Genomic DNA, 21,760 nt, shown 5'->3' on the forward strand with positions numbered 1-21,760 from the left:
TTCTGGCACGCGAAGATGACAACACTAAGGGTACTCTTTTTCGGCGCCTTGCCCAGCGCCCTCAAGTCGCAGCCTGGTCAGAGCCCGTTCGGGAAGAGCGAGCTGGTCTGGCCCGCAAATCGCGCCTCGTCCTCGTCTTCCTCGTGTTCGATGACAAAACCCTTTTCGGCGAGGAGGCGTTCGGTCTCATCCCACATGGCGCGGGCGACACGATCCGGATCACTCGGCAGGGTTGGGGTGGCCGGCTTTTCCTTCTCCCAGTAGAGCCCGTTGTTCCAGGCGCCATCATCGGAGAGGGCGGCTGCGAGCGTCGTCTTTGCGCCCTTTTCGGGCGTGATCTGCATCGGCTTGGTCAACAGGAACAGCGCCTGCCAAGCACCGGGGAAGTGGTTCTTCCGGCCGAAGTCCGAGTTGACGAAGCCCGGATGCACCGCATGGGCGCGGATCCCGACCATGCCGTAGCGCCGCGCCATCTCCCGCGCATGGAGCAGGTTGCACATCTTGCTCTCGGAGTAGGCATCACGGGAGATCCCGCGCTTCTCCGGCAGAAGGTTCTCGGGGTCGAGTTTGCGCGCGAACTGGTGGGCGGCGGAGCTGAGATTGATGATCCGGGCCTCGCCTCTCTCCCGCGTGGTCGCGCGGATCTTCGGCATCAGGGCTTCGGTGAAGGCGAAGGTGCCGATGTGGTTCACGCCCATGATGAGCTCGAAACCGTCCTTCGTGGTGCCGCCCTTCGCCGTGCCGAGCCCGGCATTGTTGACGAGGACGTCGATGCGGTCCTCGTGCTTGAGCGCTTCGGCAGCGGCCCGGATCGAGGCGAGGTCGCCGAGATCAAGTAGCTGCAACGCGAAGTTCTTGTGGCCTGTCTCTTCCTTGAGACGGGTTAGCGCCGCCTCGCCCTTATCGCTGCTGCGCGCGGTGATGATGACCTTGCCGCCGGTCCTGGCGAGGGCCTTGGCGGTTCCGTAGCCAATGCCGGTGTTCGCCCCGGTGACGACGAAGGTCTTCTGGCGGTGCTCGATCATAAGTGAAGGCTAGTCTGCGTCGCGGCGCTCTCCAAACTGTCGGTTCAGTTATGTTTGACGCATCGGCCAGTCAGAGAGAGGAGGGGCAATGCTGATCTATAAAATTTTCCGCAGGGCCGAGTGGGAAGCTCTGGAGCGCGATGGCGAGACTGCCGGAGCACCGATCGACCTTCAGGACGGCTACATCCATATCTCCGCCGCCGAGCAGACCCGCGAGACCGTGGCCAAATACTTTGCCGGCTACGATGACCTGATGCTCGTCGCTCTGGAGGCTGACGATTTCGGTGAGGACCTTAAATGGGAGCCCTCGCGCGGCGGGGCCCTGTTCCCGCATCTCTACCGCAAGCTGAGGCGGGACGAGGTCGTCTGGGCCGAGCCGCTCGAGCTTGGGGCAGACGGGGAGCATGTCTTCCCCGCCCGCTTTGGCTGATCTGCGACGATCGCGAGGGCCTTTGAAGCCGAGGCAGTCGACCGTCGGCACCTCCCCGAGAAGGTGCCGGGACCGGCGGCTATTGGCGGGGGTAGGTCATGTCGATACGGACGATCGCACCGTTCTCGCCGACCTCGACGGCGGCGTCCTCGAACGTATACTGACCGTTGTTCGAGACGCCATAGGCATCAAGCGGCCAGCCGTTTTCCTGGAAATCGAACTGGCCGTTGGCGTTGTCGTCATGCCAGATCGAGACGCCATAAGTGCCGACGGGCACGTCGAAGTCGAACTGCATATTGCCAGTCTCCGGATCGACGATGGTGCCTGCGGTGCCGCGTTGCTGTCCGAAATCCGCTTCGGTCTGCACGGACACGTAAATCTGGCCTTCGGTGCTCTGAACATCTTCGACGATGACGGTCAGCGGGGCCATCAGGAACAGGATGGAAGCGATCATGGTGGGGTCTCCTCTCGTTGTCGCAATGTAGTTTGTAAAACAAACCAATCGGAGGTTCAAGAGACATGTTTGAAAAACAAACCGAGCGGGCTGCATTTTTTCTGCAGGGGCGCTAGGGGCCGTTTTGTCCCGAAGGGCTGGCGAATCGCATCGGCCATCCCAATTGAGGGCCAGTTCAAAGCGTTAACGGGAAGGAGCCCGAGCCATGACGACGATCCTAGCGGTGAGGCGCGGCGGGCAGGTGGCAGTCGGGGGCGACGGCCAGGTGTCGATGGACAAGACCATTTCCAAGGGCGATGCGCGCAAGGTGCGCCGGATCGCAGGCGGCAGGGTCATCGCGGGCTTCGCGGGCGGAACGGCGGACGCCTTCGCCCTTCTCGAACGCCTCGAAGCAAAGCTCGAGCAGTATCCGACGCAGCTCACCCGCGCCTGTGTCGAGCTTGCCAAGGATTGGCGCACCGACCGGGCACTGCGCCGACTGGAAGCGCTGCTCATCGTCGCCAATGAGGAGACGACCTTGATGCTCTCGGGCCTCGGCGACGTCATCGAGCCGGAGAACATGGAGGAGGGTGATTGCATCGCCATCGGGTCCGGGGGCAATTTCGCCCTCGCAGGCGCGCTTGCGCTCCTTCAGAACACGGACCTGTCTGCCGAAGAGATCGTCCGGAAGGGGCTCGCTCTTGCGGGTAAGATCGACGTCTATACGAATGACAAACACACGGTCGAGGTAATCGCGTCGTGAGGCTCCTCTATCTTCTCGTCGTCGGCATCCTTTCGGTCATCCTCGCGGCCATCGCTGTCTTCGGTGAGGGTCTCGTCCGCACCCATGGCGGCGACCTTCTCGTTGTCATTTGGCTCTACGCCCTCATCCGGCTTGTCACCATGATGCCGAAGGCCCTGGCAGCCGTCCTGACACTGATCGTCGCCTTCGGGATAGAGTTTGGCCAGGTCATCGACCTCGCCGGCCAACTTGGCCTTGGCGAGGGACGTGGGGCGCGTCTTGCGCTCGGCAACACTTATGATCCCCTCGACCTGGTGGCCTACACGCTGGGCGTCGGGTTGGCGTTCATTCTCGACCGCGCATTGTCATCCGCGCGCTGAACAGGACTGGTACGGAACAAACATGTCTGACCTTACTCCCCGCGAGATCGTTTCCGAACTCGACCGCTTCATCATCGGCCAGAAAGACGCCAAACGCGCCGTCGCCGTGGCGCTCAGGAACCGCTGGCGTCGGCGACAGCTCACGGGCTCCCTCAAAAATGAGGTGACGCCGAAGAACATCCTGATGATCGGGCCGACCGGGGTGGGCAAGACCGAGATTTCGCGCCGCCTCGCAAAGCTGGTCGGTGCGCCTTTCGTGAAGGTCGAGGCGACCAAGTTCACCGAAGTGGGTTATGTCGGCCGCGACGTCGACTCGATTGTGCGCGACCTCGTGGAAGTGGCGCTCCAGCTCGTCCGTGAGCGGAGAAGAGAGGAAGTCCGCACCCGCGCGCAGGACGCAGCGGAGGCTCGTGTGATCGAGGCACTGGTCGGTGAGCACGCAGGCGAGGCGACGAAGGAAAGCTTCCGCCGCAAGCTCCGCGACGGCCTTCTCGACGAAACCGAAGTCGAGATCGAGGTCGTCGACAATGGTCGCGGCGGATTTCCGAGCATGGACATCCCCGGCCTGCCTGGTGGCTCGGTCGGCATGATCAACCTCTCGGACATGATGAAGGGCGCCTTTGGCCAGCAGAGGAAAAAGCGGAAGATGTTCGTCAAGGACGCCTACAAGCCGCTGATCGAGGAGGAGAGCGACAAGCTCCTCGACGATGAAAAGATCCAGCAGGAGGCCCTCGAAGCGGTCGAGAACGACGGCATCGTTTTCCTCGACGAAATCGACAAGGTGGCAAAATCCTCCGAACGCGGATCAGGCGATGTCAGTCGCGAGGGCGTCCAGCGCGATCTGCTCCCTCTCATCGAAGGCTCGGTGGTGCCGACGAAGTACGGCGCTGTGAAGACGGATCATATCCTCTTCATTGCCTCGGGCGCCTTCCACCTCGCCAAGCCATCGGATCTCCTGCCAGAGCTCCAGGGCCGCCTGCCGATCCGCGTCGAGCTACGTTCCCTGACCCGCGACGATTTCCGGGCGATCCTGACGGATACAGAAGCCAGCCTCCTCAGGCAGTACGAGGCGCTCATCGGGGCTGAGGGCGTGACGCTCAGATTCTCCGAAGACGGGATCGACGCCCTTGCCGACATGGCCGCTCGTGTGAACGAGAGTGTCGAGAACATCGGTGCCCGCAGGCTCTCGACGATCCTTGAGCGGGTGCTGGAGGAAGTCAGCTTCACCGCTGCCGACCGGAGCGGCGAGGAGGTCACGATCGACCGCGCCTATGTCGAAAACGCCCTCGAAGGACTCGCCGGTTCGCAGGACCTTTCGAAATTCATCCTCTAGCGCTCGCGCATCCGGCACTGCTCGTGCAGCTTTCCAAACTGCCTTCAGGCGAGAAAAGTCATCTTCCGCGTTGAGGGCATCGCCCCTGCGATTGCCTTCTCACCATCGCGGTGTTGGTGAGGTCATGGATGGGAGGAGGGCGGAAAGCCGGCAGGAAGTGGGCGCCAGTGGTTCAGCTTCTGGCGGTTCTCGCTTCGGCCTGTGCCAGTCGTCCCGATGTCGACACGGCCGTCAGCGTCGAGGGCGCTTTCTCGCTGCTCTCCGGCCAGGGCGACCTTGCCTTCACCGTGCCCGTCAGCATCGACGGCTCGCCCGAGCTGCCATTCATCGTCGACACCGGCAGCACGGCGACCGCGCTCTATCCGCGGGCGGTTGCCGCTCTTGCCGAGGAGCCCCGGATCGACGGACGCGCTTTCGTCTGGGGAATTGCCGAAGCGCAGGAGCGTCCGGTCGTCAGGATCGGTGAAATCACCCTCGGGCAATCCAGGCGGTTCAACGTCCCGGCAGTCCTCCTCGAGCAGTCAGGTGCCACGCCGGGGCTTGCAGGTCTGGTCGGACTCGATCTTCTCGACGCATATGCGATGGTCTGGCGGCCGGAAACCGGGCTTCTCACCTTCATCCCGAATGACGTCTTCATGCCGGAGGCCTTCGCCAACTGGGAAGAACTGCGGCTCGAGCGCCGCATTCCGGAGGGTCGGAGCAAGCGTCTTGCGACCGTGACCATGAGAATGGGCGGGCGACCGGTGCCCGCGGTGGTCGACACCGGGGCATCGAACAGCTTCGCGAACTGGGATGCGGTCCGGGCCAACCCGATCCTGCGTCTGGCCCGGCGCCGGCTCCAGCGCCGCTGGGAAGTCGAAGGCGCGATCGGGAGCTTTGAGCCTCGGCTAGAGGCCCGCTTTGACCGCCTGCGGATCGGAGGGCAGGACTGGCAGGGAGCGTCCATGACCATCGCGGACCTGCCCGCCTTCATTCCGGAGGACGGCGATGTCGAACCGCTTGTGATCCTTGGCGCGGACTTCTGGGCAGCCCATGCCTTCGCAATCGACCTCAAGGGAAGCCGGCTCTTCCTCCGCCCCATTCCAGACGAAAACAAGCTTGATCCGGTCATCATCGTCGGTCGGCCAAAAACCTGATGGAATGAAAAAACGGCGGTCCGCTCCCCCCACGAACCGCCGGTCCCCTCTCGTCGAAGCCGGCGTCTTCCGACTTCCGGGAGGGGATTGTCGCCAGGCGGCTTTCCCCTCTTCTAATGACAGAAGTTAACGCAAAGCTCTGTTGCGTTCAATGCATGAATCGCGGCGCTGTCGAAATTCACTCATAATCTCCGACAGATATCCCCCATGGGGGTATGCCGCACCGCTCACTGACGGTCGAAAGCCGCACCATTGCGGAAATGAACAGCCCTCGGTGATGGCGGGCTGGCGCAAACCTTTCTCACGCGTTAACTTGTCCACTCAGGTTGGAGGGCAGCGTCGTGGCTAATCAGTTCGTCGCGTTCATGGATGAACGTCATGGCCTTGGGGCCTGGGTCGCCGAACAGATCGCTGCCGATCTCTTCCGGAACCCTGCGCGTCAGAGGCAGAACAGCGTCGCGGCCAAGGCAGGCACGGCGTCCCAGGACCTCTCCGGGCGCCCGATAAGCTCTGCAGATCTTTCGATGAGCCTCATGGGCTCAGGCATGCGGCGCAGCTTCGGCAACGCGGCCGCAGCGCCGGCTGCTGCCGCCACGGCCACTGCCCAGGCCTTCAAGACGTGGACAAGCCCCCGCGCGTCAGCCGAATCGACCGCTGCGGCGGTGGTTTCCGGCCAGGCGCAGGTCGGCGTCCTGCCACTTTACGACGAGCATGAAGGCTTCAACACGGACACGCTCTGCGCGCTGATGGATTTTCCGCAGCAGGTGCTGGGCGAGTATGTTGCCGAGAGCAATTACGTTCTCGCGGTGCCGACCGATCTCATCCACGAAATCGACCAGGCCGGCTTCACTGACAGTTTCGATGCGTCGGGCACCAAGGCATTCCAATGGAACGCCGAGAAGCAGCGCAAGTATCGCGGTCGCGTCGGCACAGTGTATGCGTCCAACGATGCCATCCGCCACTGCGCGGCCGCGATCGAGGGTCTCCGCGCCAAGGGTGTCGATGTCCAGGTCATCCCCGATGGCCATGACGTCTATCGCGAGGGCCTCGCCCAGGCGGCACGGCTTCTTGATCCGAACCGCGAGGTTTCGACCAGCTATGGCCCCAATGGCCAGCAGCGCACCTCGAAGGTGAAGGCCGCGAACCACAACAAGCCGCTGATTGGCGTGCTCTTGTCATTCGACAAGGCGCTCGGCGATGGCGGCTACAGTTTCGACAGCGACTACAAGGTGCTCGAGGCGGAGATGGCCGGAGCCGACAGGGTCCGCACGTCTTTCATCGCAACCGCCGCGCGTCCGAAAGACGAGCGTTCCCGCGGTGAGCCGATGTCCGATGACATCGCGTCTGTCGAGAGGTTCTTCCGCAAGCCGCGGGTTCGCCACGATTCGGTTGAACAGGGACCGCTGCGCAGGACGCCGGGCCTGGCGGGCCGCGCCGAGGGCCTCGAGCCCGCCTCGGGACCCTATCCCTATGCGCGCCTTCTCTATTCCATCCCGACCGTCGGGCGGGATGCGAAGGATCATTCGCCGGTCCTGGCCAAGTTGGCCGAGGCTGGATTGAGCTACCGAATGGTTTCCCTCGACCGCCGCGACGGCATGCCGCTCGTGCTCGCCATCGACGTGCCGGCAGGCGAGCAGTCCAAACTCCGTTCGGTCGTCCGCGCCGTTCGCAAGCTTCCCGGTGCGCAGCGGCTCGCTGCCTTCCCGTCGGTGACGCCGATGGTTGATGCTTCGCTGCGACCACGGCCGACGCATTCGCCCAAGGCGCGCATCTTGTTGCAGGGCGCCGCAGTCATTCTCGTGTTTCTTGGCGCCTTCGTCGGGTTGTCGCTGGCGGGCCTGATCTAAAATCAGGCAGAGAACGACAGCGGCTTTCCGAGCACGTAGCCGTAGATTGCCACGAAGTGGCAGACGCTGCCCGCCAGCACGAAGACGTGGAAGATCGCGTGGGTGTAGCGGCGCGATTTCCAAGCGAAGAACCCAGCCCCGATCGTGAAGCAGACGCCCCCGGCGACCAGCCAGAGGAAGCCAGCGAGGGGCAGGTTCTTGAACAGCGGCCAGATCACGAAGATCGCCACCCAGCCCATGCCGACATAACCGGCGAGGCTGATCCAGTCATATTTGCGGATGTCGCTGATGAAGTGCGTCACGAACTTCAAGACGATGCCAATCGCGGCCATTGCCCAGACCGTGATCAGGATCGCGGTCCCGGACACGGTCGGCAGGCTGATCAGGGCGAAAGGCGTGTAGCTGCCCGCGATCTTCAGATAGATCGCGGCGTGATCGACCACTTCGAGGAAGGGCTGGAAAGTCGACTTGAAGGCTGCGTGATACACCGTCGAAGCGAGGTAGAGCAGGACCGCCGAACCGCCATAGATCGAGACGGCGGTGATCTCCTTGGCGCCACCCAGCATGGTCGCTTTCAGAACGAGAAAGACCAGCGCGATGACCGCAAGCACGATGCCGATCCCGTGGGTGGCGGCATGCCAGATTTCCTCCACCGCGGTGTGGGCCCGTTCTGCTGCATTGGCGAATGTCGAAACCATAGTGAAACCATAGCAAAAGCCGGGCCGCGTGCGACCCCTTGTATATGAAGACTCCAACACACCGCGTTGCAGGATGTGCCGATGAGGGAGGAAAATGGCGCGCGGCGGAGATAGGCCTCGCGGCCACGATCTCCATGGGTAGAGAGCATGGCCCAGGCGAGACAAAGGGGAATTTTGGTAGCGGAGGAGGGACTTGAACCCCCGACACGCGGATTATGATTCCGCTGCTCTAACCAACTGAGCTACTCCGCCAGAGCGCTCGCATATGGCGCGAGAGTTCGGTCTCGTCAATCGCCTCGTTACCAGCTTCCGCGATACATTTTGCGACACTTCCCCCCGTTCTCGGGACGCGCCGGTGACATGGGCATCCAAGATGGGTCTTGTCGGCGGAGCTTCGGTTCCGCGAAAATGGAAGGAAGACGACATGACTCTCAGAATGGCCCTGATCCCCGCCGCGGCCCTTGCTGCTGCTCTCTCCGCTGCCGCGACCGCTGCTCCGCGCGGCGAGCCCGTGATGGAAGGCGACGTCACCAAGGAAGACATGCTGGAGCGAGCTGCGGAGCGTTTCGCCGGTTTCGACGCCAATGGTGATGGCTATCTCTCGCTGGACGAGGTCGCATCGGCCGGCGAAGAGCGCCGTGCCCGCATGGCCGAGCGGATGTTCGAACGTCAGGACGAGAACGGCGACGGTTTCGTCAGTCTCGAGGAACTCGAGGCCGAGGCCGAAGCCCGCTTTGATCGGGCCGATAAAAACGGCGACGGAATCCTGACCGAGGAGGAACGCGCCGAGGCCCGTGAAGGAATGCGCAAGCGCTTCAAGGACCGCAGGGGATAAGCGATGCAGGATGTCTCGTCATCGGCGGTGAAGATCCTCCTCGTTGACGACGAGCCATCGATCCGTGAACCGCTCGCTTCGTTCCTGCGCCGCGAATGCTTCACGGTGGACGAGGCGGCGGACGCTTCCGAAGCGCGGAAGCTCGCCGCCTCGAAGCGCTACGATGTGGCACTTCTGGATGTAATGATGCCGGGCGAGGACGGCCTGAGCCTCGCTCGGTTCCTGACCGCTTCCCAGGACCTGCCGGTCATCATGCTCACGGCACGGACAGAAGAAACAGACAGGATCATTGGCCTTGAGCTGGGTGCGGACGATTACGTTACCAAACCTTTCAGCCCGCGCGAGCTCACGGCACGGATCAAGGCCGTGCTCCGTCGCGGAGCCCGTCAGGCACCAGAGAGCATGCCTGAAGCGATGCTCTTCGATGACCTCACGATGGAGCTGACGACCCAGCGGCTCATCGGCCGCGAAGGCGAGGAGATCCCTTTGACTGGCGGCGAGTTCCGCCTGCTGCAGGTGCTGGCCGAGCGCGCAGGCAGGGTCGTGAGCCGTGATGATCTTCTTGAGCTGACCCAGAACAGGCGCGCCGATGTCTTCGACCGGTCGGTCGACAACCAGGTAAGCCGCCTACGGAAGAAAGTCGAGCGCGATAGCGCGAACCCCGCGCTCATCAAGACCATCAGGGGCGGCGGGTACAGCCTTGCGGCCAAGGTCAGGACGCGATGAGTTTCAGCGGCGTCGGTCTCGCCACGCGCCTGACGATACTGACAGTGGGGCTGCTGCTTATCGGCCAGCTGGTCAATGCCGGCCTTCTGGCGACTGCCGAGAAAACCCTCCGTATGCAGCGGGCCGAGGCCGTCATGGCCGAACGGCTGGTGCAGGGTGCCCGCTTCATCGAAGCAGCTCCGCGGCTCGGGCCTAACCTGGCACGCCGCCCCGGGGTGAGGCTCGAGGAAGGACCGCCTCCGGCGGGTGAGGTCCTGCCCCGTGCCGAGGAAACCCTGCGGCAGGCGATGGAGGAAGCGGGGTTTCAGGGCAGGGGCCATGCGGTCCGTCTGGTCGAGCGCGGGGAGCGGCAGGTGATGATTGGTGCGATCGAGCTCTCATCCGGGTCGTGGCTGTCCTACCGCAGGCCACTCCCGCCCGGCGGCGACGTCCCGTGGGGCCCCATCATTGTCCAGACACTGATCCTCAGCGTGATCCTCATCATTCCCGCGATTTGGGTCGGCAGGGCGGTGGCCACGCCCCTGCGCCAGCTCACGGGCGCCGCAGACAGCATTCTCACGGGCAAGGACGGTGCAGCGCTCCCCGAGGGCGGTCCGCCGGATATCCGTGCCCTGACATCGGCGATCGCAAAGCTCGAGCAACGGGTCTTGGCAGCGCTGGATGAGCGGGCGGCCATGCTCGGGGCGCTTGGCCATGACTTGCGCACACCGCTCGCCTCCTTGCGCATCCGCGTGGAATCCGTCGCGGACGAGACGCTGCGCGAGGAGATGACGGCAAGCATCGAAGCACTCGCCGAGGCCCTCGACGATATCCTCACCTTCTCGAAAGGCGTCTCCGCCGACCAGTTGGAAGAGGTCCGTACCGAGGCTCTCGTGGCCCGGCTGCTCGAGGACTACCGGGGACAACCTGTTTCAAGAGGGCCTGTCGAGGCATTGCAGCTTCGTGCGTCGCCGCAGTCCTTGCTCCGCGCGTTGCGCAACCTCCTCGACAACGCTCTTCGCTACGGCGGAGAGGCCGAGCTGTCCGTGGAGAAAAGGCCCGGCGGAATGGTCGCCTTTGTCATTCGCGACAAAGGCGAGGGTATCGCGGCAGCCGATCTCGAAAGGCTGCAGAGACCGTTCGAGCGCGGCGACCCCGCGCGAAATTCTGCAGAGAGGGGAACGGGGCTCGGCCTTGCCATCGCCGGTGCCGTGGCGCGTGCTCATGCCGGGGAGCTCCTTCTCACAAATGGTTTATCGGGCGGTTTGGAAGCAGTGCTGCTTCTTCCTTATCATAAGGCAGTTTGAGCGAAGCTCTTGCCAAATCAGATGAAATTGCTTTGACAAGTCCACTCGCCAAGGCGCGCCAGCCGTGCGCTGCGACCTATTTGCAATCCCGGGTGTTCCCTCCCGGTACGAACTGGAGTCGATCCACGATGCCGCTGCGCACCGATGCGCTCTTCAAGCGCCTGTCCCACTACAGTGACCTCTCGCCGGATCTTGCCGAGGTGCTGGAGATGGTGTGCGCCGAGCAACGCACTTATGAACCCGGTGAGACCGTGATCGAGCGCGGCGCCAAGCCCGAGAGCGCGTTCGTCGTCAGCGAGGGTTGGGCATCGCGATCGATCGACCTCGGCGACGGGCGTCGACAGGTCGTCAACTTCATGTTGCCAGGGGATTTCTTCGACCTGCAGGTCTTCGTCGGCCAAAAAGCGGACCATACGGTCACCGCTCTCACCGAGCTGGGGGTCGCGGCGGTGTCCCGCGACGCGGTGCTGAAGCTCTTCAAGGAAGGCAGTCCCTTGGCGCCGGGGATCTGGTGGTCGACGGTGCAGGAAGAAGCGATCCTGCGTGAGCAGATCGTCCGCAACGGAAGGCGCAGCGCGCGGGAGCGGGTGGCGCACCTGCTTCTCGAACTCCATGCCCGCCTCGCCATCATCGGCAAGGCTTCAGGCGACAGCTTCGACATGCCGATCGGCCAGATGCACGTCGCCGACGCGCTCGGCCTGTCCTACGTCCACGTCAGCCGCGTTTTCAGCTTTCTTGAGAAGTCGAACCTCCTGTCGCGCAGCCGGTCGCGGGTGACCTTCAAGGACCGCGCCGCGCTTGAGGAACTGGCGAACTTCAGCACCCTCTACCTGCATCTCAATCCTGAAAATGTACGGCTCCGAGCTGAAGGTCTTTCAGATTGAACGTACTTTTTCCTTGGTCGTACAGGGACATCTCTCCTATGTCGGGACGATGCAGCAAACTCCGCATCCGGGCTCGGACAGTATCTTTGCGCGTTTGAGCCGCTTCGCTCTCTGCATCGCGCCGTCAAGCAGTCATGCCTATGATGCGCTGGAAGCAGTGACACCCCTGGCTTCCGGGGGCGAGGAGCTGATCCTCCGAGAAGCTTTCCGGCAGTTGCTGTCCCATCTCGACGCCGTGCAAGATGATGCGGTGAGCTACATGGGCCTGCCGCCCCGTTCGATCGTAGCGCGGTTTTCGTTTCTTCCTTACCATCAGCGCGTAGCCTTTGCGCTGGTGGTGATCGAGGAGTTCGAGATCGCGGATGCTGCGGAGATCATGGGTCTGGATGAAGAGGATGTGCGGGTCCTTTTGCTCGCAACAAGAGACTTCCTCTTTACCTCGAGGCTGACGGAAAGGGCGGACGCTTGACATTCCGATTTGAAAAAAGCTTCGGCATTCTGGAACTCAGCTCTATTTGGTCCGTTCGCAGTATCGAGTCGTAGAGGCGTTGCCAGCGTGTTGAACATCATGACCCGTCCGCCATTGGGCGTTGTTCGCCAGTTCTCCCGGGCGGTGTTCGCTGACCGGCTGATTGGTGACGAACTCATGCGCATGACCATGGCGCGCGTTTCGATCGACCCGGCGAGTTCTTCTTCTTCCGTTGTTGATGTGATGTCCGCCTTCTTGCACTCCTGGCGCATGGCCTTGCAGGAGCGTCCGTCCCGTCCGGTCCTGTTTTCCGATGCCGCGCTGATCGACGCATTGCCGGCGCCGCCCGATGATGCCCGCCTTTTGTTGCTGCTTGTCGACGTCATGGGGCTGACGCCGCAGCAGGCCGCCGAAGTGGTCGGCGTCAGCGAGAACCCGGCGACGGTCCTCAAGCTTGCTCGGGAAGACCTGAGGATTGACAAACAGGCCCGTGCCATCGTCGTGGAAGACGAGCCGCTGATCGCGGCGGACATCCGCGGAATTCTCGAGCGTCTGGGCGTTGAAGTTGCCGGAGAGGCTTCTTCCGCGGAGGAGGCGGTGAAGGTCGCGACGCGGAGCAAGCCGGACATCATCCTCGCGGACTACAACCTCGACGGGCGGAACACCGGCATCGATGCTGTCGTTGAAATCAACGAGTCCCAAGACTGTCCCGTGGTGTTCATCACTGGCTTTCCAGACCGCGTCCTGCAGGGCGATGAAATCGAACCCGATTTCGTCATCTCCAAACCCTATACCCCCGAGAACGTGAGGGCAGCCGTCGTGCATTGCCTTGACGCTCGCAGGGCCTGAGATCACAACCAACCACGGAACTTTTCCGAATCGAACTGGTCCCAGGAGGGGAACCTCTCGCATGCCGTCGCAAGAAAAGCGTCTCTCGAAGCTGCAGATCCTCGTAACCGATAGCGAGTTGCAGAACATTGACGATTGGCGTTTTGACAACCGCGCTGAGAACCGTTCATCGGCAGTCCGCGAGCTCATCGCGCTCGGCCTGACGCTCACGGCGGAGCGTCCTGACGAAGCTCAGCAGAAGCTCAAGGCCCTGCGAAGCTCAAGCTGAATGGTCGAGGTCGCGTGATGGCAACCGCTTCCGACTTCGACATAGCGAGTTTCGACCTACCCCTCGCCTGGTCGGCCAAGGTTGAAGACCCTTTCGCCCTCAATGCACTGCATCAGTCCGAGCCCGTCTCTGTCCGTGGCCTGTGGCATCGCCTTTCGCGCGACGCGCGTCTTGCCGTTGCGCCTATGGTGCGGCGCCTCGGGTCGGGCGCGACCCGTCTCAACGCAGTTGTTCCGATCGTCGGCAATGACGGCACCACTCGCTCGGTTCTTGTTCGGGCCCAGACCTACAAGCGAGACGGTGAGCGGCGTATCCGCGGAATCTGCAGCGATATCTCACCTGAGCTACGCCCTACAACAGCTGCGATCCAAGCCGCTGACCACCGTGCGGACACTGCCGTTCTCGAGCTGAACCACCGAGTGCGGAACATCATGTCGGTCGTAACGGCGCTGATCACGCTGTCCTCCCGTTTTGCCAAAGACGTGGATGAGTTCGCTGCCTCGACCCTTGGCAGGATCCAGGCGCTCAACATCGCCTATTCCAACACCGGGATCGATCCAGCGAACCCGCACCTCCTGCGTCAGACGATCGAGATGCAGAATCTTGCCGCAGGCGTCCTCGCCCGTTTCCGGGCCGAGGGGCACAGGCTAACGATTTGTGACGAGCCGATGCTGCTTTCCGGCGGACAGGCTTCGGCGCTGGGTCTCATCCTGCATGAGCTTGCGACCAACGCGGTTCGATACGGCGCGCTGTCAGGCGCTGATGGCTCGGTTGGTCTCTCCTGGAAGAAGAAAGGCCGCGAGTTCGAAGTTACGTGGACCGAAGACGGCGGGCATTTGCCCGACCAGAAATTCTCCGACGGCTTCGGACTGACCATCATCAAGCTGTTTGCTCGCAACTACCTCAATGGCGGCGCGCGGTGGGAGCAGAACGGCGACCGGCTCACCGTCGTGATCACCGGCCTGGAGAATTAGGGGGCGGCGGGTTGTCGCCCCCTACCTCTTGTTCAGATCTCTTCGTCGATCTCTTCACCGATGTTCTCGATGTCCTGGCCAGCGCCTTTGATGGTCTCGCAGGCCGAAAGGCCGGCTACCAGCAGGCAGGCGGCGAGCAGGCGTCCAAAGAAAGTCATGCTGGTTTTCCTTCTGTAGCAGCTTACCGGGAACGTCGGCCGGGCTTCCGTCGTTCCGGCAGCCCTGCCATCCGGCATGAGTGACATGAGTATGTCACTCATGTTGTGCATCTCTGTCCGAAGCATCAGAATACAATTAGTCCTCATCAGCACCATGGAGTGCATAACAGTGTTCATATGCATGAGCAGTGATGGGATGAAGTGGAATAACAGTTGGGTGATGGTGAAGGTGTTAAGTTTCATCACGCGATAACTTTTGACTGGGGGAGTAGCGGCCGGTAACCATTTCCTCATACTTGAGGCAACGGAGTTACTTATGAACACCACTGAACAGACCATTACGACGAGCGAGCTGAACGCGTGTCTCCCGGCTCTGTATCGGTTCGCCTACACGCTCACCCGCAATGATGACCGCGCTGCAGACCTGGTCCAGGACTGCGTGGAGCGCTGCCTGCGGAAGCAACATCTTTTCGACGGACAGAACCTGCGTTCGTGGATGTTCACCGTCTGCCGCCGCGTTTTCCTCAACCAGATCCGTCGGGACAAGGTCCGCGGCATTCCGGTGGACATGGATGACGCTCCTCAATCGAAACTCTCGATCAGTGCCTTCCAGGAGGATAAGATGCACTACCAGGATGTCGTCGAATGCTTCGGGCGACTGCCCCACAACGACAAAGTCGTTCTTTCCCTGGTGGCGATCGAGGGGCTCAAATACGAAGAAGCCGCTGAACTTCTCGAGGCCCCTGTCGGCACGGTCCGCTCTCGCCTGAGCCGCGCCCGTTCGCGCCTTCGCGAACTTCTCGAAACTTCGGAAACAGAGGGAACCTCGATGGCCTCCTCCGTGTAAATGGAGGTATGGCTAACAAGGTCCACCTGATCACCGAACAGGACGTCCACGCCTATATTGATGGCGAGTTGTCCGGAGAGCGCCGAATTGCAGTGGAGAGGTTCCTCGCCGAGAGGGACCTGCCACTTGAACGCGCAGCACGCTACTTGCGCAACAATTTCGACCTGCGAGCGGTCAAGGACGAGATCTACAAGGACGAAGAGCTCAAGGCCGAAATCGATCGGCTTCTCGCCAAGCGGCGGCCGAAATCGATCGCCGCTCCTGCGTGAGCACCACTCCCCTCGATCTGGACGGCGCCGCGGCGCCGTTTTTTTATCGCCTCTCTCGTGATGACGACTCCCGGGTTTGCGCCGCGCCGGCGAAGGCTTGCTGGCTTGTTCCGGGCAAAGCGAACAAAAAAGCGGCACCGGGGCAAGGTGCCGCTTTCTTGTTGTCTATGGCGCTGCGCTTACGGCGTCGGCGCGCGATCATCGCCCATGGCGAGTGCCGAGAGCATCCAGCCGAACTCTTCATGGGTGCCGATCCGATCGGTGATGAAATCAGCGGTGAAGGTGTCGCCGATTTCTTCCGCCTTCTCGACAATCGGGCGCATCGAACGGGCGATGTGCTGGTTGTCCAGTGCGAGTTCCTTGAGCATCGTGCCGGCGTCTGGCGTGCCCGTGACATCCTTGATCGTGCTCTGTTCGACATAACCAGCGAGACCAACGGGTGCAGCGAAGCCAAGCGACCGGATGCGCTCAGCCAGGGCATCGATGGCTGTCGCCATATCCTGATATTGCTCCTCGGTCAGGTTATGGACCGAATAGAAGAGCGGACCGGTGACATTCCAGTGGTAGGCGTGCGTCTTGTGATACAGCACATAAGTGCTCGCCAACGCCTGACCGAGCATCTCGCAGAGCTCTTTGCGGTCATCGCGCTCAAGGCCGCTTTCGACGACGTGTTCAGGCTGGTCAATTTTATGGGCTGCGGTCATGGGGCCTCCTCGTTTTTTGGGAACCTGTGAAAGGGAAAGGCGGAACTTCGAGGAAAGTTCCGCCTCTCACCTGCGTCAAAATCGAGAGATGTCAGCGCTTGACGACCCGCATGATCAGCGAGATGGCGAACAGGGCGAGGAATACCCAGAAAAGGACAATGGCGATCTGCGATGCAGCGCCGGCAATACCGCCGAATCCAAGGGCAGCGGCGACGAGAGCGATGATAAGAAAGGTCAGGGCCCATCCGAGCATGAGAAACCTCCTAGAAAGGGCTGCGCCGGATCCATTCCGGCCATGGTGACCAAACACCGGGCGAAACTCTTCGTTTCTCGTAAGGTGCAGCTCTTGGTCCCTGTCGCGAGAAGGTGATCGGTCCTAAATGGGCCGGATGACGGACCAGATCCTCCCGGAGAACCAGGGCTTCTCGGAAGCCATCGCCACTTATCACGGCCGCCTCAAACCGGCTGAATGGACGCCGCACAGGCCGTCCCGCCCCTCGAAAATGGAGGGCGGAAGGAAATTCGAGGTCGTCTCGGACTACGAGCCCGCGGGCGACCAGCCCACCGCGATCGAAGAGCTGGTGGACGGAGTCAAGCTGCATGAGCGCGACCAGGTGCTGCTCGGTGTGACCGGCTCGGGCAAGACCTTCACCATGGCCAAGATCATAGAGGCGACCCAGAGGCCCGCCCTGATCCTCGCGCACAACAAGACGCTTGCCGCCCAGCTCTATGGCGAGTTCAAGGCGTTCTTCCCGAACAACGCCGTCGAATACTTCGTCAGCTATTACGACTACTACCAGCCGGAGGCATACGTTCCGCGTACGGATACTTATATCGAAAAGGAATCGACGATTAACGAACAGATCGACCGGATGCGCCACTCCGCGACGCGGTCGCTGCTGGAACGGGACGATGTCATCATCATCGCTTCGGTCTCGTGCATCTATGGTATCGGCTCTGTGGAAACCTACACGGCCATGGTCTTTGACCTCGAGGAAGGGGAGACTGTTGATCGCAAGACACTGCTCGCTGACCTCGTGGCCTTGCAGTACAAGCGGAACGACGCCGCCTTCCAGCGCGGGACCTTCCGTGCACGGGGCGATACGATCGAGATCTTCCCGGCCCACTATGAAGACGCTGCCTGGCGCATCACGCTTTTCGGCGATGAGATCGAGGAGATCGTCGAGTTCGATCCGTTGACAGGCAAGAAGATCCAGAACCTCAAGAAGGTCCGTCTGTACGCGAACAGCCACTACGTCACGCCGCGACCGACGCTGTCCCGCGCGATGAAGGAGATCAAGGCGGAGCTTGAGCGAACGCTGCCGATCCTGCACCAGGAAGGCAAGCTCCTTGAAGCCCAGCGCCTCGAGCAGCGGGTCCAGTTCGACCTCGAAATGATGCAGGCGACCGGTTCCTGCCAGGGGATCGAGAATTACTCGCGCTACCTGACCGGGCGCAAGCCGGGCGAGCCGCCGCCCACGCTGTTCGAGTACCTGCCGGAGAACGCTCTTCTGTTTGCAGACGAAAGCCATGTGACGATCCCGCAGATTGGCGCGATGTTCAAGGGCGACTATGCCCGTAAACGGACGTTGGCTGAGTATGGCTTCCGCCTACCGAGCTGCATGGACAACAGGCCCCTGAAGTTCGAAGAATGGGATGCCATGCGACCACAGACGATCCACGTCTCGGCCACGCCGGGTCCTTGGGAGCTCGAACGCACTGGCGGCGTCTTTACTGAACAGGTCATCCGCCCGACCGGTCTTGTGGACCCCCCGGTGGAAATCCGGCCGGTTTCGAAGGACGGCTTCAGCCAGGTCGACGATGTCATCGACGAGGTGAAACGGGTCGCAAAGAATGGCGGCCGCTCTCTTGTCACCACACTGACGAAAAAGATGGCGGAGAAGCTGACCGAGTACATGCACGACCAGGGCGTGAAAGTGCGCTACATGCACTCGGACGTCGATACGGTGGAACGTATCGAGATCATCCGCGATCTCCGCCTCGGCGTTTTCGATGTCCTCATCGGCATCAACCTTCTGCGCGAGGGCCTCGATATTCCCGAGTGCCAGTTTGTCGGCATTCTCGATGCCGACAAGGAAGGTTTCTTGCGCTCGGAAACATCACTGGTGCAGACGATCGGTCGCGCTGCGCGCAACGTCGAAGGGCGTGTCATTCTCTATGCGGATCGCATGACCGGTTCGATGGAACGTGCGCTGGCCGAGACGACCCGCCGCCGTGAGAAGCAACTCGCCCATAATGAGAGGCACGGCATCACCCCGCAGACCGTGAAGGCGAAGATTGCCGAGATCGTCGATAGCGATGACGAGGGCGCCAAGGCCGCCGCCGGTACGACCTTCACGTCGCAGAAGTTGACCAGTGGCATGGGCGCCATGGCAGAGGAGCGTGCAGCATATGCTCCGGGGGCCAACATGCAGGCCCACATCAAGGCCCTCGAGAAGCAGATGCGCGAGGCCGCAGCGGATCTCGACTTCGAAAAGGCCGCAGAACTCCGCGACGAGATCAAGAAGCTGCAGGAGCTCGAACTGGCGGCGTCGTGACCTGACGGAATGTCCGCGGTTGCCGCCAAGCCGCACAGGCCAAAAAAATAGCCTGCCAGGTTTCCCTGGCAGGCTTCTCTTTTCTCAGTTGTCTGAGTATCAGAGTTCGTCGAGGCTCATCACCGTGACCGGGCCGATGCCGGCTGCTTCGATATCGTCGCGGATCTTCTCGGCATCGCCGATGATCATCCACACGAGCTTTTCAGGCCGCAGGACCTCGCCAGCGGCCCGTTCGATAGCCGCTGTGTCGAGGCTGCGATACTTCGCTGGCAGGGTTTCCGGATAGTTGTAATCCCTGCCATAGCGACCGCTCGACAGGAGGCTGCCAAGCACCGCCCGCGACGTTTCGTACTGGCCAGGCAGCGAGCGGACATTGTCGAGAATGACCCGGTTCAGCTCTTCCTCGGTGGGAGGGTTCTCGCCCATGAAACCGTTCAGTTCCGAGAGGATCTCCGCGATCGACTCGGCGGTCTTGTCGGTCTGGACTGGTGCGATGATGATGAACGGACGCTGGCCCTCGGCACCGACGAGCGTCGAATAGGCACCATAGGACCAACCCTTTTCTTCACGCAGGTTGGAGTTGATCCGTGCGTTGAAGCTACCGCCCAGGACCTCGTTCATGGCCGTGATTTCGATGTTGTTCTCGACACCCGTCGGGGGCGCGATATGGCCGGCGAGGATGAAGGATTGCGGCGAGCCGGGACGGTCGACGAGAACCACCTGCGGCTCTGCATAACCGACCTCGGCGATGTTCTTCTCCGGCTTCGGACCCGAGGCCTTCCAATCACCGAAGGTGCGTTCGAGAAGGGGACGGATCTCGTCCATCGTCGTGTCGCCGACGACATAGATCGTCGCGTTGTCGGGCCGCATCCACCGGTTCTTGAAGCTGACGAGGTCGTCACGGCTGATCGACTGGACGTCGTCCTCCGTACCCGAGCCGGTCAGCGGCATGCCATAGGCGTGGTCGGGACCATACATGAGACTCGGCAGCATACGGATGGCAATCGAAGTCGGGTTCGACTTTTCTTGTGCGATGCCGGTCAGGATCTGCGTGCGCTGGCGTTCGATCTCCTCTTCGTCGAACTTCGGGCGGAGGATCACGTCGCCGAGAATGTCGAGCGAAGGCCGGAGGTTTTCCTTGAGCGCCGACATCTGCACGGTGGTCGCATCGAGGTTAGAGCCCGCTCCGAGTGTCGCGCCGAGCTTCTCGAGTTCGGCGGCCAGCTCGAGCGCGTCATACTTGCCTGCGCCTTCGTCGAGCATGCGCGCGGTGAAGTTGGCAAGGCCAAGCTTTCCGCCCTGGTCCGCGGCATAGCCAGCGTCGAACTGCACGGCGATGTTCACGACAGGAATCGTGTCGCGTTGCGCGAGCACGACCTTCACGCCGTTCGACAGTTCCGCCGTCTGAACATCGGGGAAGTCCAGTTCGGTCTCGCCGGTAACATCGGGCAGGCCGGTCGAACGGTCGACGCCCGTCGCTGCAACCTCGCCCTTTTCGAAAGGCAAGACGGTGAGCTGGTAGTAGTTGTCCTTCAGCCATTTCTGCGCCGCACTCTGGACGCCGCGGACCGTGGCGGCTTCGAGCTCTTCGAGCTCGGTCTGGAAGAAGCCAGGATCGCCTGCGACCAGTTCGCCCTGGGCCAGCGTCACGGCCTTGCCGCCGAAGCCCCCGACCTCTTCAAGGCCACGGATGATGCTCGCGCGGGTCTTGGTCGAGACGAGATCGACTTCGTCCTTGCGCGGAGGACGCGCGAGGAATTTCTCGATTTCAGCGTCGAGGGCCTTCTCGACTTCTTCGACGCTCTCGCCGTCCTTCACCGAGACCACCACGCCGAAGATCGACGACATGATGTTCTCGAAGTTGAAGACCGAGACGTCGGTTGCGATCTGGCGATCGTAAACCAGCTCCTTGTAAAGGCGCGAGTTCTTGCCGTCACCGAGGATCGAAGCAGCGATTGCAAGGTCCGTTGACTGAGGATCGGCATCGCCCGGAGCTGCCCAGACGCGGTAGATGCGGGCCTGCGGGACCTGGTCATACATGGTCTCGCGGCTGACCGTCTCGCGGTCGGGAACCCAGCTCTCCCATTTGGTCAGCGGCGGACCCGGTTCGATATCGCCGAAATACTTCTCGACCAGCGGCTTGGCCTGTTCCGCATCGATATCGCCGGCAAGGACGAGGATGGCATTGTTCGGGCCGTAATACTCCTCGAACCAGGCTTTCACGTCTTCGAGCGAAGCGGCATCGAGATCTTCCATCGATCCGATCACGGAGTGGCTGTAGGGGTGGCCCTCCGGGAACAGGCCTTCGAGGATGTTGGTGAAGACGCGGCCATAGGGTTGGTTCTCGCCCTGCCGCTTCTCGTTCTGGACGACGCCGCGCTGCTCATCCAGCTTCTCCTGCGTCACCGCGCCGAGGAAGTGGCCCATGCGGTCCGATTCCATCCAGAGGATGCGGTCGAGGGCCGGGGTCGGCACCGTCTGGAAATAGTTGGTGCGGTCGAGGTTCGTCGTGCCGTTGAGGCCCGTGGCGCCGACTTCCTGCAACGGCTTGAACCACTCATCGTCGTAGTTCTCGGTGCCATTGAACATCAGGTGCTCGAACAGGTGGGCAAAGCCCGTCTTGCCTTCGGGTTCATCCTTGGAGCCGACCTTGTACCAGACGCTGACTGCGACGACGGGGGCCTTGCGGTCCTCATGCACGATGACCGTCAGGCCGTTGTCGGTCTCGAACTTCTCGAAGGGGATGTCGATGTCCTGGGCAAAGGCGTTGGCCGCCAGGGCCACCGCACTGCCTGCAAGGGTGAGAAGACGTTTCACGGGCACTTCCTCCTTCCCGCCCCACCGGCGGGATTTCTTGAATATCGATATGGGATGTAGCCAGTGGCAGGGGGAGGCGCAACGGCGAAAAA

Annotated in this window: 24 protein-coding genes and 1 tRNA gene; 17 read left to right on the plus strand and 8 right to left on the minus strand. The window is 61.9% G+C overall.

What is annotated here, in order from left to right; genetic code table 11:
• Positions 1–77: 77 nt before the first annotated feature.
• The gene (locus IE053_RS10495) at positions 78–1,025 is read right to left on the minus strand and encodes an SDR family NAD(P)-dependent oxidoreductase (RefSeq protein ID WP_189575731.1); all 948 of its coding nucleotides are present in this window, start codon (positions 1,023–1,025) and stop codon (positions 78–80) included.
• A gap of 88 nt (positions 1,026–1,113) precedes the next feature.
• Between IE053_RS10495 and IE053_RS10500 the strand changes: the two genes are divergently transcribed.
• A complete protein-coding gene (locus IE053_RS10500; protein WP_189575733.1) occupies positions 1,114–1,455 on the plus strand; it encodes a DUF952 domain-containing protein in 342 nt (113 codons plus the stop codon).
• Between the two features lie 79 nt (positions 1,456–1,534).
• On the opposite strand, the gene IE053_RS10505 is transcribed toward IE053_RS10500, so the two are convergent.
• On the minus strand, positions 1,535–1,909 hold the full coding sequence (locus tag IE053_RS10505) for a DUF2141 domain-containing protein (protein ID WP_189575735.1): 375 nt from the start codon (positions 1,907–1,909) through the stop codon (positions 1,535–1,537).
• Positions 1,910–2,114: 205 nt separating this feature from the next.
• Between IE053_RS10505 and hslV the strand changes: the two genes are divergently transcribed.
• From hslV to IE053_RS10530, 5 genes are all read left to right on the plus strand, one after another.
• Positions 2,115–2,651, plus strand: a complete 537-nt coding sequence (gene hslV, locus IE053_RS10510) for an ATP-dependent protease subunit HslV (protein WP_189575737.1) — start codon at positions 2,115–2,117, stop codon at positions 2,649–2,651.
• Positions 2,648–3,010: a ribosomal maturation YjgA family protein gene (locus tag IE053_RS10515; RefSeq protein WP_189575738.1), complete on the plus strand. Its 363-nt coding sequence runs from the start codon at positions 2,648–2,650 to the stop codon at positions 3,008–3,010. Before hslV ends, IE053_RS10515 begins: the two co-directional genes overlap by 4 nt.
• A 22-nt stretch (positions 3,011–3,032) precedes the next feature.
• Positions 3,033–4,343, plus strand: a complete 1,311-nt coding sequence (gene hslU, locus IE053_RS10520) for an ATP-dependent protease ATPase subunit HslU (RefSeq protein ID WP_189575740.1) — start codon at positions 3,033–3,035, stop codon at positions 4,341–4,343.
• Positions 4,344–4,510: 167 nt separating this feature from the next.
• Positions 4,511–5,479, plus strand: a complete 969-nt coding sequence (locus IE053_RS10525; RefSeq protein ID WP_189575742.1) for a retroviral-like aspartic protease family protein — start codon at positions 4,511–4,513, stop codon at positions 5,477–5,479.
• 365 nt (positions 5,480–5,844) lie between these two features.
• Positions 5,845–7,326, plus strand: a complete 1,482-nt coding sequence (locus IE053_RS10530) for a hypothetical protein (RefSeq protein WP_189575744.1) — start codon at positions 5,845–5,847, stop codon at positions 7,324–7,326.
• 2 nt (positions 7,327–7,328) lie between these two features.
• Here IE053_RS10530 and trhA read toward each other — a convergent pair whose 3' ends face one another.
• Entirely contained in the window at positions 7,329–8,024 is a 696-nt protein-coding gene (gene trhA, locus IE053_RS10535; protein WP_189575753.1) for a PAQR family membrane homeostasis protein TrhA, read from the minus strand.
• Positions 8,025–8,199: 175 nt separating this feature from the next.
• Positions 8,200–8,276, minus strand: a tRNA-Met gene (locus IE053_RS10540).
• A 172-nt stretch (positions 8,277–8,448) separates the two neighbouring features.
• Here IE053_RS10540 and IE053_RS10545 point away from each other — a divergent pair.
• From IE053_RS10545 to IE053_RS10580, 8 genes are all read left to right on the plus strand, one after another.
• Positions 8,449–8,859 (plus strand): EF-hand domain-containing protein, encoded by a 411-nt coding sequence (locus IE053_RS10545; RefSeq protein ID WP_189575755.1) that lies wholly within the window; start codon positions 8,449–8,451, stop codon positions 8,857–8,859.
• Positions 8,860–8,862: 3 nt separating this feature from the next.
• Complete coding sequence (locus tag IE053_RS10550) at positions 8,863–9,585, plus strand: response regulator (protein WP_189575757.1); 723 nt, start codon at positions 8,863–8,865, stop codon at positions 9,583–9,585.
• A complete protein-coding gene (locus IE053_RS10555; protein WP_189575759.1) occupies positions 9,582–10,871 on the plus strand; it encodes a sensor histidine kinase in 1,290 nt (429 codons plus the stop codon). Before IE053_RS10550 ends, IE053_RS10555 begins: the two co-directional genes overlap by 4 nt.
• 128 nt (positions 10,872–10,999) lie before the next feature.
• Entirely contained in the window at positions 11,000–11,755 is a 756-nt protein-coding gene (locus IE053_RS10560) for a Crp/Fnr family transcriptional regulator (RefSeq protein ID WP_189575761.1), read from the plus strand.
• Between the two features lie 13 nt (positions 11,756–11,768).
• A complete protein-coding gene (locus IE053_RS10565; protein ID WP_189575763.1) occupies positions 11,769–12,224 on the plus strand; it encodes a hypothetical protein in 456 nt (151 codons plus the stop codon).
• An 87-nt stretch (positions 12,225–12,311) separates the two neighbouring features.
• Positions 12,312–13,073 (plus strand): response regulator, encoded by a 762-nt coding sequence (locus tag IE053_RS10570; protein WP_189575765.1) that lies wholly within the window; start codon positions 12,312–12,314, stop codon positions 13,071–13,073.
• A gap of 61 nt (positions 13,074–13,134) precedes the next feature.
• Positions 13,135–13,341 (plus strand): hypothetical protein, encoded by a 207-nt coding sequence (locus IE053_RS10575; RefSeq protein ID WP_189575767.1) that lies wholly within the window; start codon positions 13,135–13,137, stop codon positions 13,339–13,341.
• Between the two features lie 17 nt (positions 13,342–13,358).
• Positions 13,359–14,315, plus strand: coding sequence for a sensor histidine kinase (locus IE053_RS10580; protein ID WP_189575769.1), 957 nt, complete (start codon positions 13,359–13,361; stop codon positions 14,313–14,315).
• 32 nt (positions 14,316–14,347) lie between these two features.
• Here the strand turns inward: IE053_RS10580 and IE053_RS10585 are convergent, their stop codons facing one another.
• Positions 14,348–14,575 (minus strand): hypothetical protein, encoded by a 228-nt coding sequence (locus IE053_RS10585; protein WP_189577040.1) that lies wholly within the window; start codon positions 14,573–14,575, stop codon positions 14,348–14,350.
• 214 nt (positions 14,576–14,789) lie between these two features.
• Between IE053_RS10585 and IE053_RS10590 the strand changes: the two genes are divergently transcribed.
• Positions 14,790–15,320, plus strand: coding sequence for an RNA polymerase sigma factor (locus IE053_RS10590; RefSeq protein WP_189575771.1), 531 nt, complete (start codon positions 14,790–14,792; stop codon positions 15,318–15,320).
• A gap of 8 nt (positions 15,321–15,328) precedes the next feature.
• Complete coding sequence (locus tag IE053_RS10595) at positions 15,329–15,589, plus strand: anti-sigma factor family protein (protein WP_189575773.1); 261 nt, start codon at positions 15,329–15,331, stop codon at positions 15,587–15,589.
• A 179-nt stretch (positions 15,590–15,768) separates the two neighbouring features.
• Here the strand turns inward: IE053_RS10595 and IE053_RS10600 are convergent, their stop codons facing one another.
• The gene (locus IE053_RS10600) at positions 15,769–16,293 is read right to left on the minus strand and encodes a Dps family protein (protein WP_189575775.1); all 525 of its coding nucleotides are present in this window, start codon (positions 16,291–16,293) and stop codon (positions 15,769–15,771) included.
• A gap of 91 nt (positions 16,294–16,384) precedes the next feature.
• Positions 16,385–16,546, minus strand: coding sequence for a DUF1328 domain-containing protein (locus IE053_RS10605; RefSeq protein WP_189575777.1), 162 nt, complete (start codon positions 16,544–16,546; stop codon positions 16,385–16,387).
• 136 nt (positions 16,547–16,682) lie between these two features.
• Here IE053_RS10605 and uvrB point away from each other — a divergent pair, with 136 nt between their 5' ends.
• On the plus strand, positions 16,683–18,851 hold the full coding sequence (gene uvrB, locus IE053_RS10610; RefSeq protein ID WP_308430435.1) for an excinuclease ABC subunit UvrB: 2,169 nt from the start codon (positions 16,683–16,685) through the stop codon (positions 18,849–18,851).
• A gap of 99 nt (positions 18,852–18,950) precedes the next feature.
• On the opposite strand, the gene IE053_RS10615 is transcribed toward uvrB, so the two are convergent.
• Positions 18,951–21,668: a M16 family metallopeptidase gene (locus IE053_RS10615; protein WP_189575779.1), complete on the minus strand. Its 2,718-nt coding sequence runs from the start codon at positions 21,666–21,668 to the stop codon at positions 18,951–18,953.
• Positions 21,669–21,760 lie beyond the last annotated feature (92 nt).

The organism is Parvularcula lutaonensis (genome assembly GCF_014651915.1).
Classification (GTDB): domain Bacteria; phylum Pseudomonadota; class Alphaproteobacteria; order Caulobacterales; family Parvularculaceae; genus Parvularcula; species Parvularcula lutaonensis.

Bases quoted from the DNA above. Each gene is read 5' to 3' on its own strand.
- hslU (WP_189575740.1), top strand. From the start codon at position 3,033: ATGTCTGACCTTACTCCCCGCGAGATCGTTTCCGAACTCGACCGCTTC.
- IE053_RS10560 (WP_189575761.1), top strand. From the start codon at position 11,000: ATGCCGCTGCGCACCGATGCGCTCTTCAAGCGCCTGTCCCACTACAGT.
- IE053_RS10580 (WP_189575769.1), top strand. From the start codon at position 13,359: ATGGCAACCGCTTCCGACTTCGACATAGCGAGTTTCGACCTACCCCTC.
- IE053_RS10575 (WP_189575767.1), top strand. From the start codon at position 13,135: ATGCCGTCGCAAGAAAAGCGTCTCTCGAAGCTGCAGATCCTCGTAACC.
- IE053_RS10590 (WP_189575771.1), top strand. From the start codon at position 14,790: ATGAACACCACTGAACAGACCATTACGACGAGCGAGCTGAACGCGTGT.
- IE053_RS10505 (WP_189575735.1), bottom strand. From the start codon at position 1,909: ATGATCGCTTCCATCCTGTTCCTGATGGCCCCGCTGACCGTCATCGTC.
- IE053_RS10500 (WP_189575733.1), top strand. From the start codon at position 1,114: ATGCTGATCTATAAAATTTTCCGCAGGGCCGAGTGGGAAGCTCTGGAG.
- hslV (WP_189575737.1), top strand. From the start codon at position 2,115: ATGACGACGATCCTAGCGGTGAGGCGCGGCGGGCAGGTGGCAGTCGGG.
- IE053_RS10530 (WP_189575744.1), top strand. From the start codon at position 5,845: ATGGATGAACGTCATGGCCTTGGGGCCTGGGTCGCCGAACAGATCGCT.
- IE053_RS10545 (WP_189575755.1), top strand. From the start codon at position 8,449: ATGACTCTCAGAATGGCCCTGATCCCCGCCGCGGCCCTTGCTGCTGCT.
- uvrB (WP_308430435.1), top strand. From the start codon at position 16,683: ATGACGGACCAGATCCTCCCGGAGAACCAGGGCTTCTCGGAAGCCATC.
- IE053_RS10595 (WP_189575773.1), top strand. From the start codon at position 15,329: ATGGCTAACAAGGTCCACCTGATCACCGAACAGGACGTCCACGCCTAT.
- trhA (WP_189575753.1), bottom strand. From the start codon at position 8,024: ATGGTTTCGACATTCGCCAATGCAGCAGAACGGGCCCACACCGCGGTG.
- IE053_RS10605 (WP_189575777.1), bottom strand. From the start codon at position 16,546: ATGCTCGGATGGGCCCTGACCTTTCTTATCATCGCTCTCGTCGCCGCT.
- IE053_RS10550 (WP_189575757.1), top strand. From the start codon at position 8,863: ATGCAGGATGTCTCGTCATCGGCGGTGAAGATCCTCCTCGTTGACGAC.
- IE053_RS10585 (WP_189577040.1), bottom strand. From the start codon at position 14,575: ATGAGTGACATACTCATGTCACTCATGCCGGATGGCAGGGCTGCCGGA.
- IE053_RS10555 (WP_189575759.1), top strand. From the start codon at position 9,582: ATGAGTTTCAGCGGCGTCGGTCTCGCCACGCGCCTGACGATACTGACA.
- IE053_RS10495 (WP_189575731.1), bottom strand. From the start codon at position 1,025: ATGATCGAGCACCGCCAGAAGACCTTCGTCGTCACCGGGGCGAACACC.
- IE053_RS10600 (WP_189575775.1), bottom strand. From the start codon at position 16,293: ATGACCGCAGCCCATAAAATTGACCAGCCTGAACACGTCGTCGAAAGC.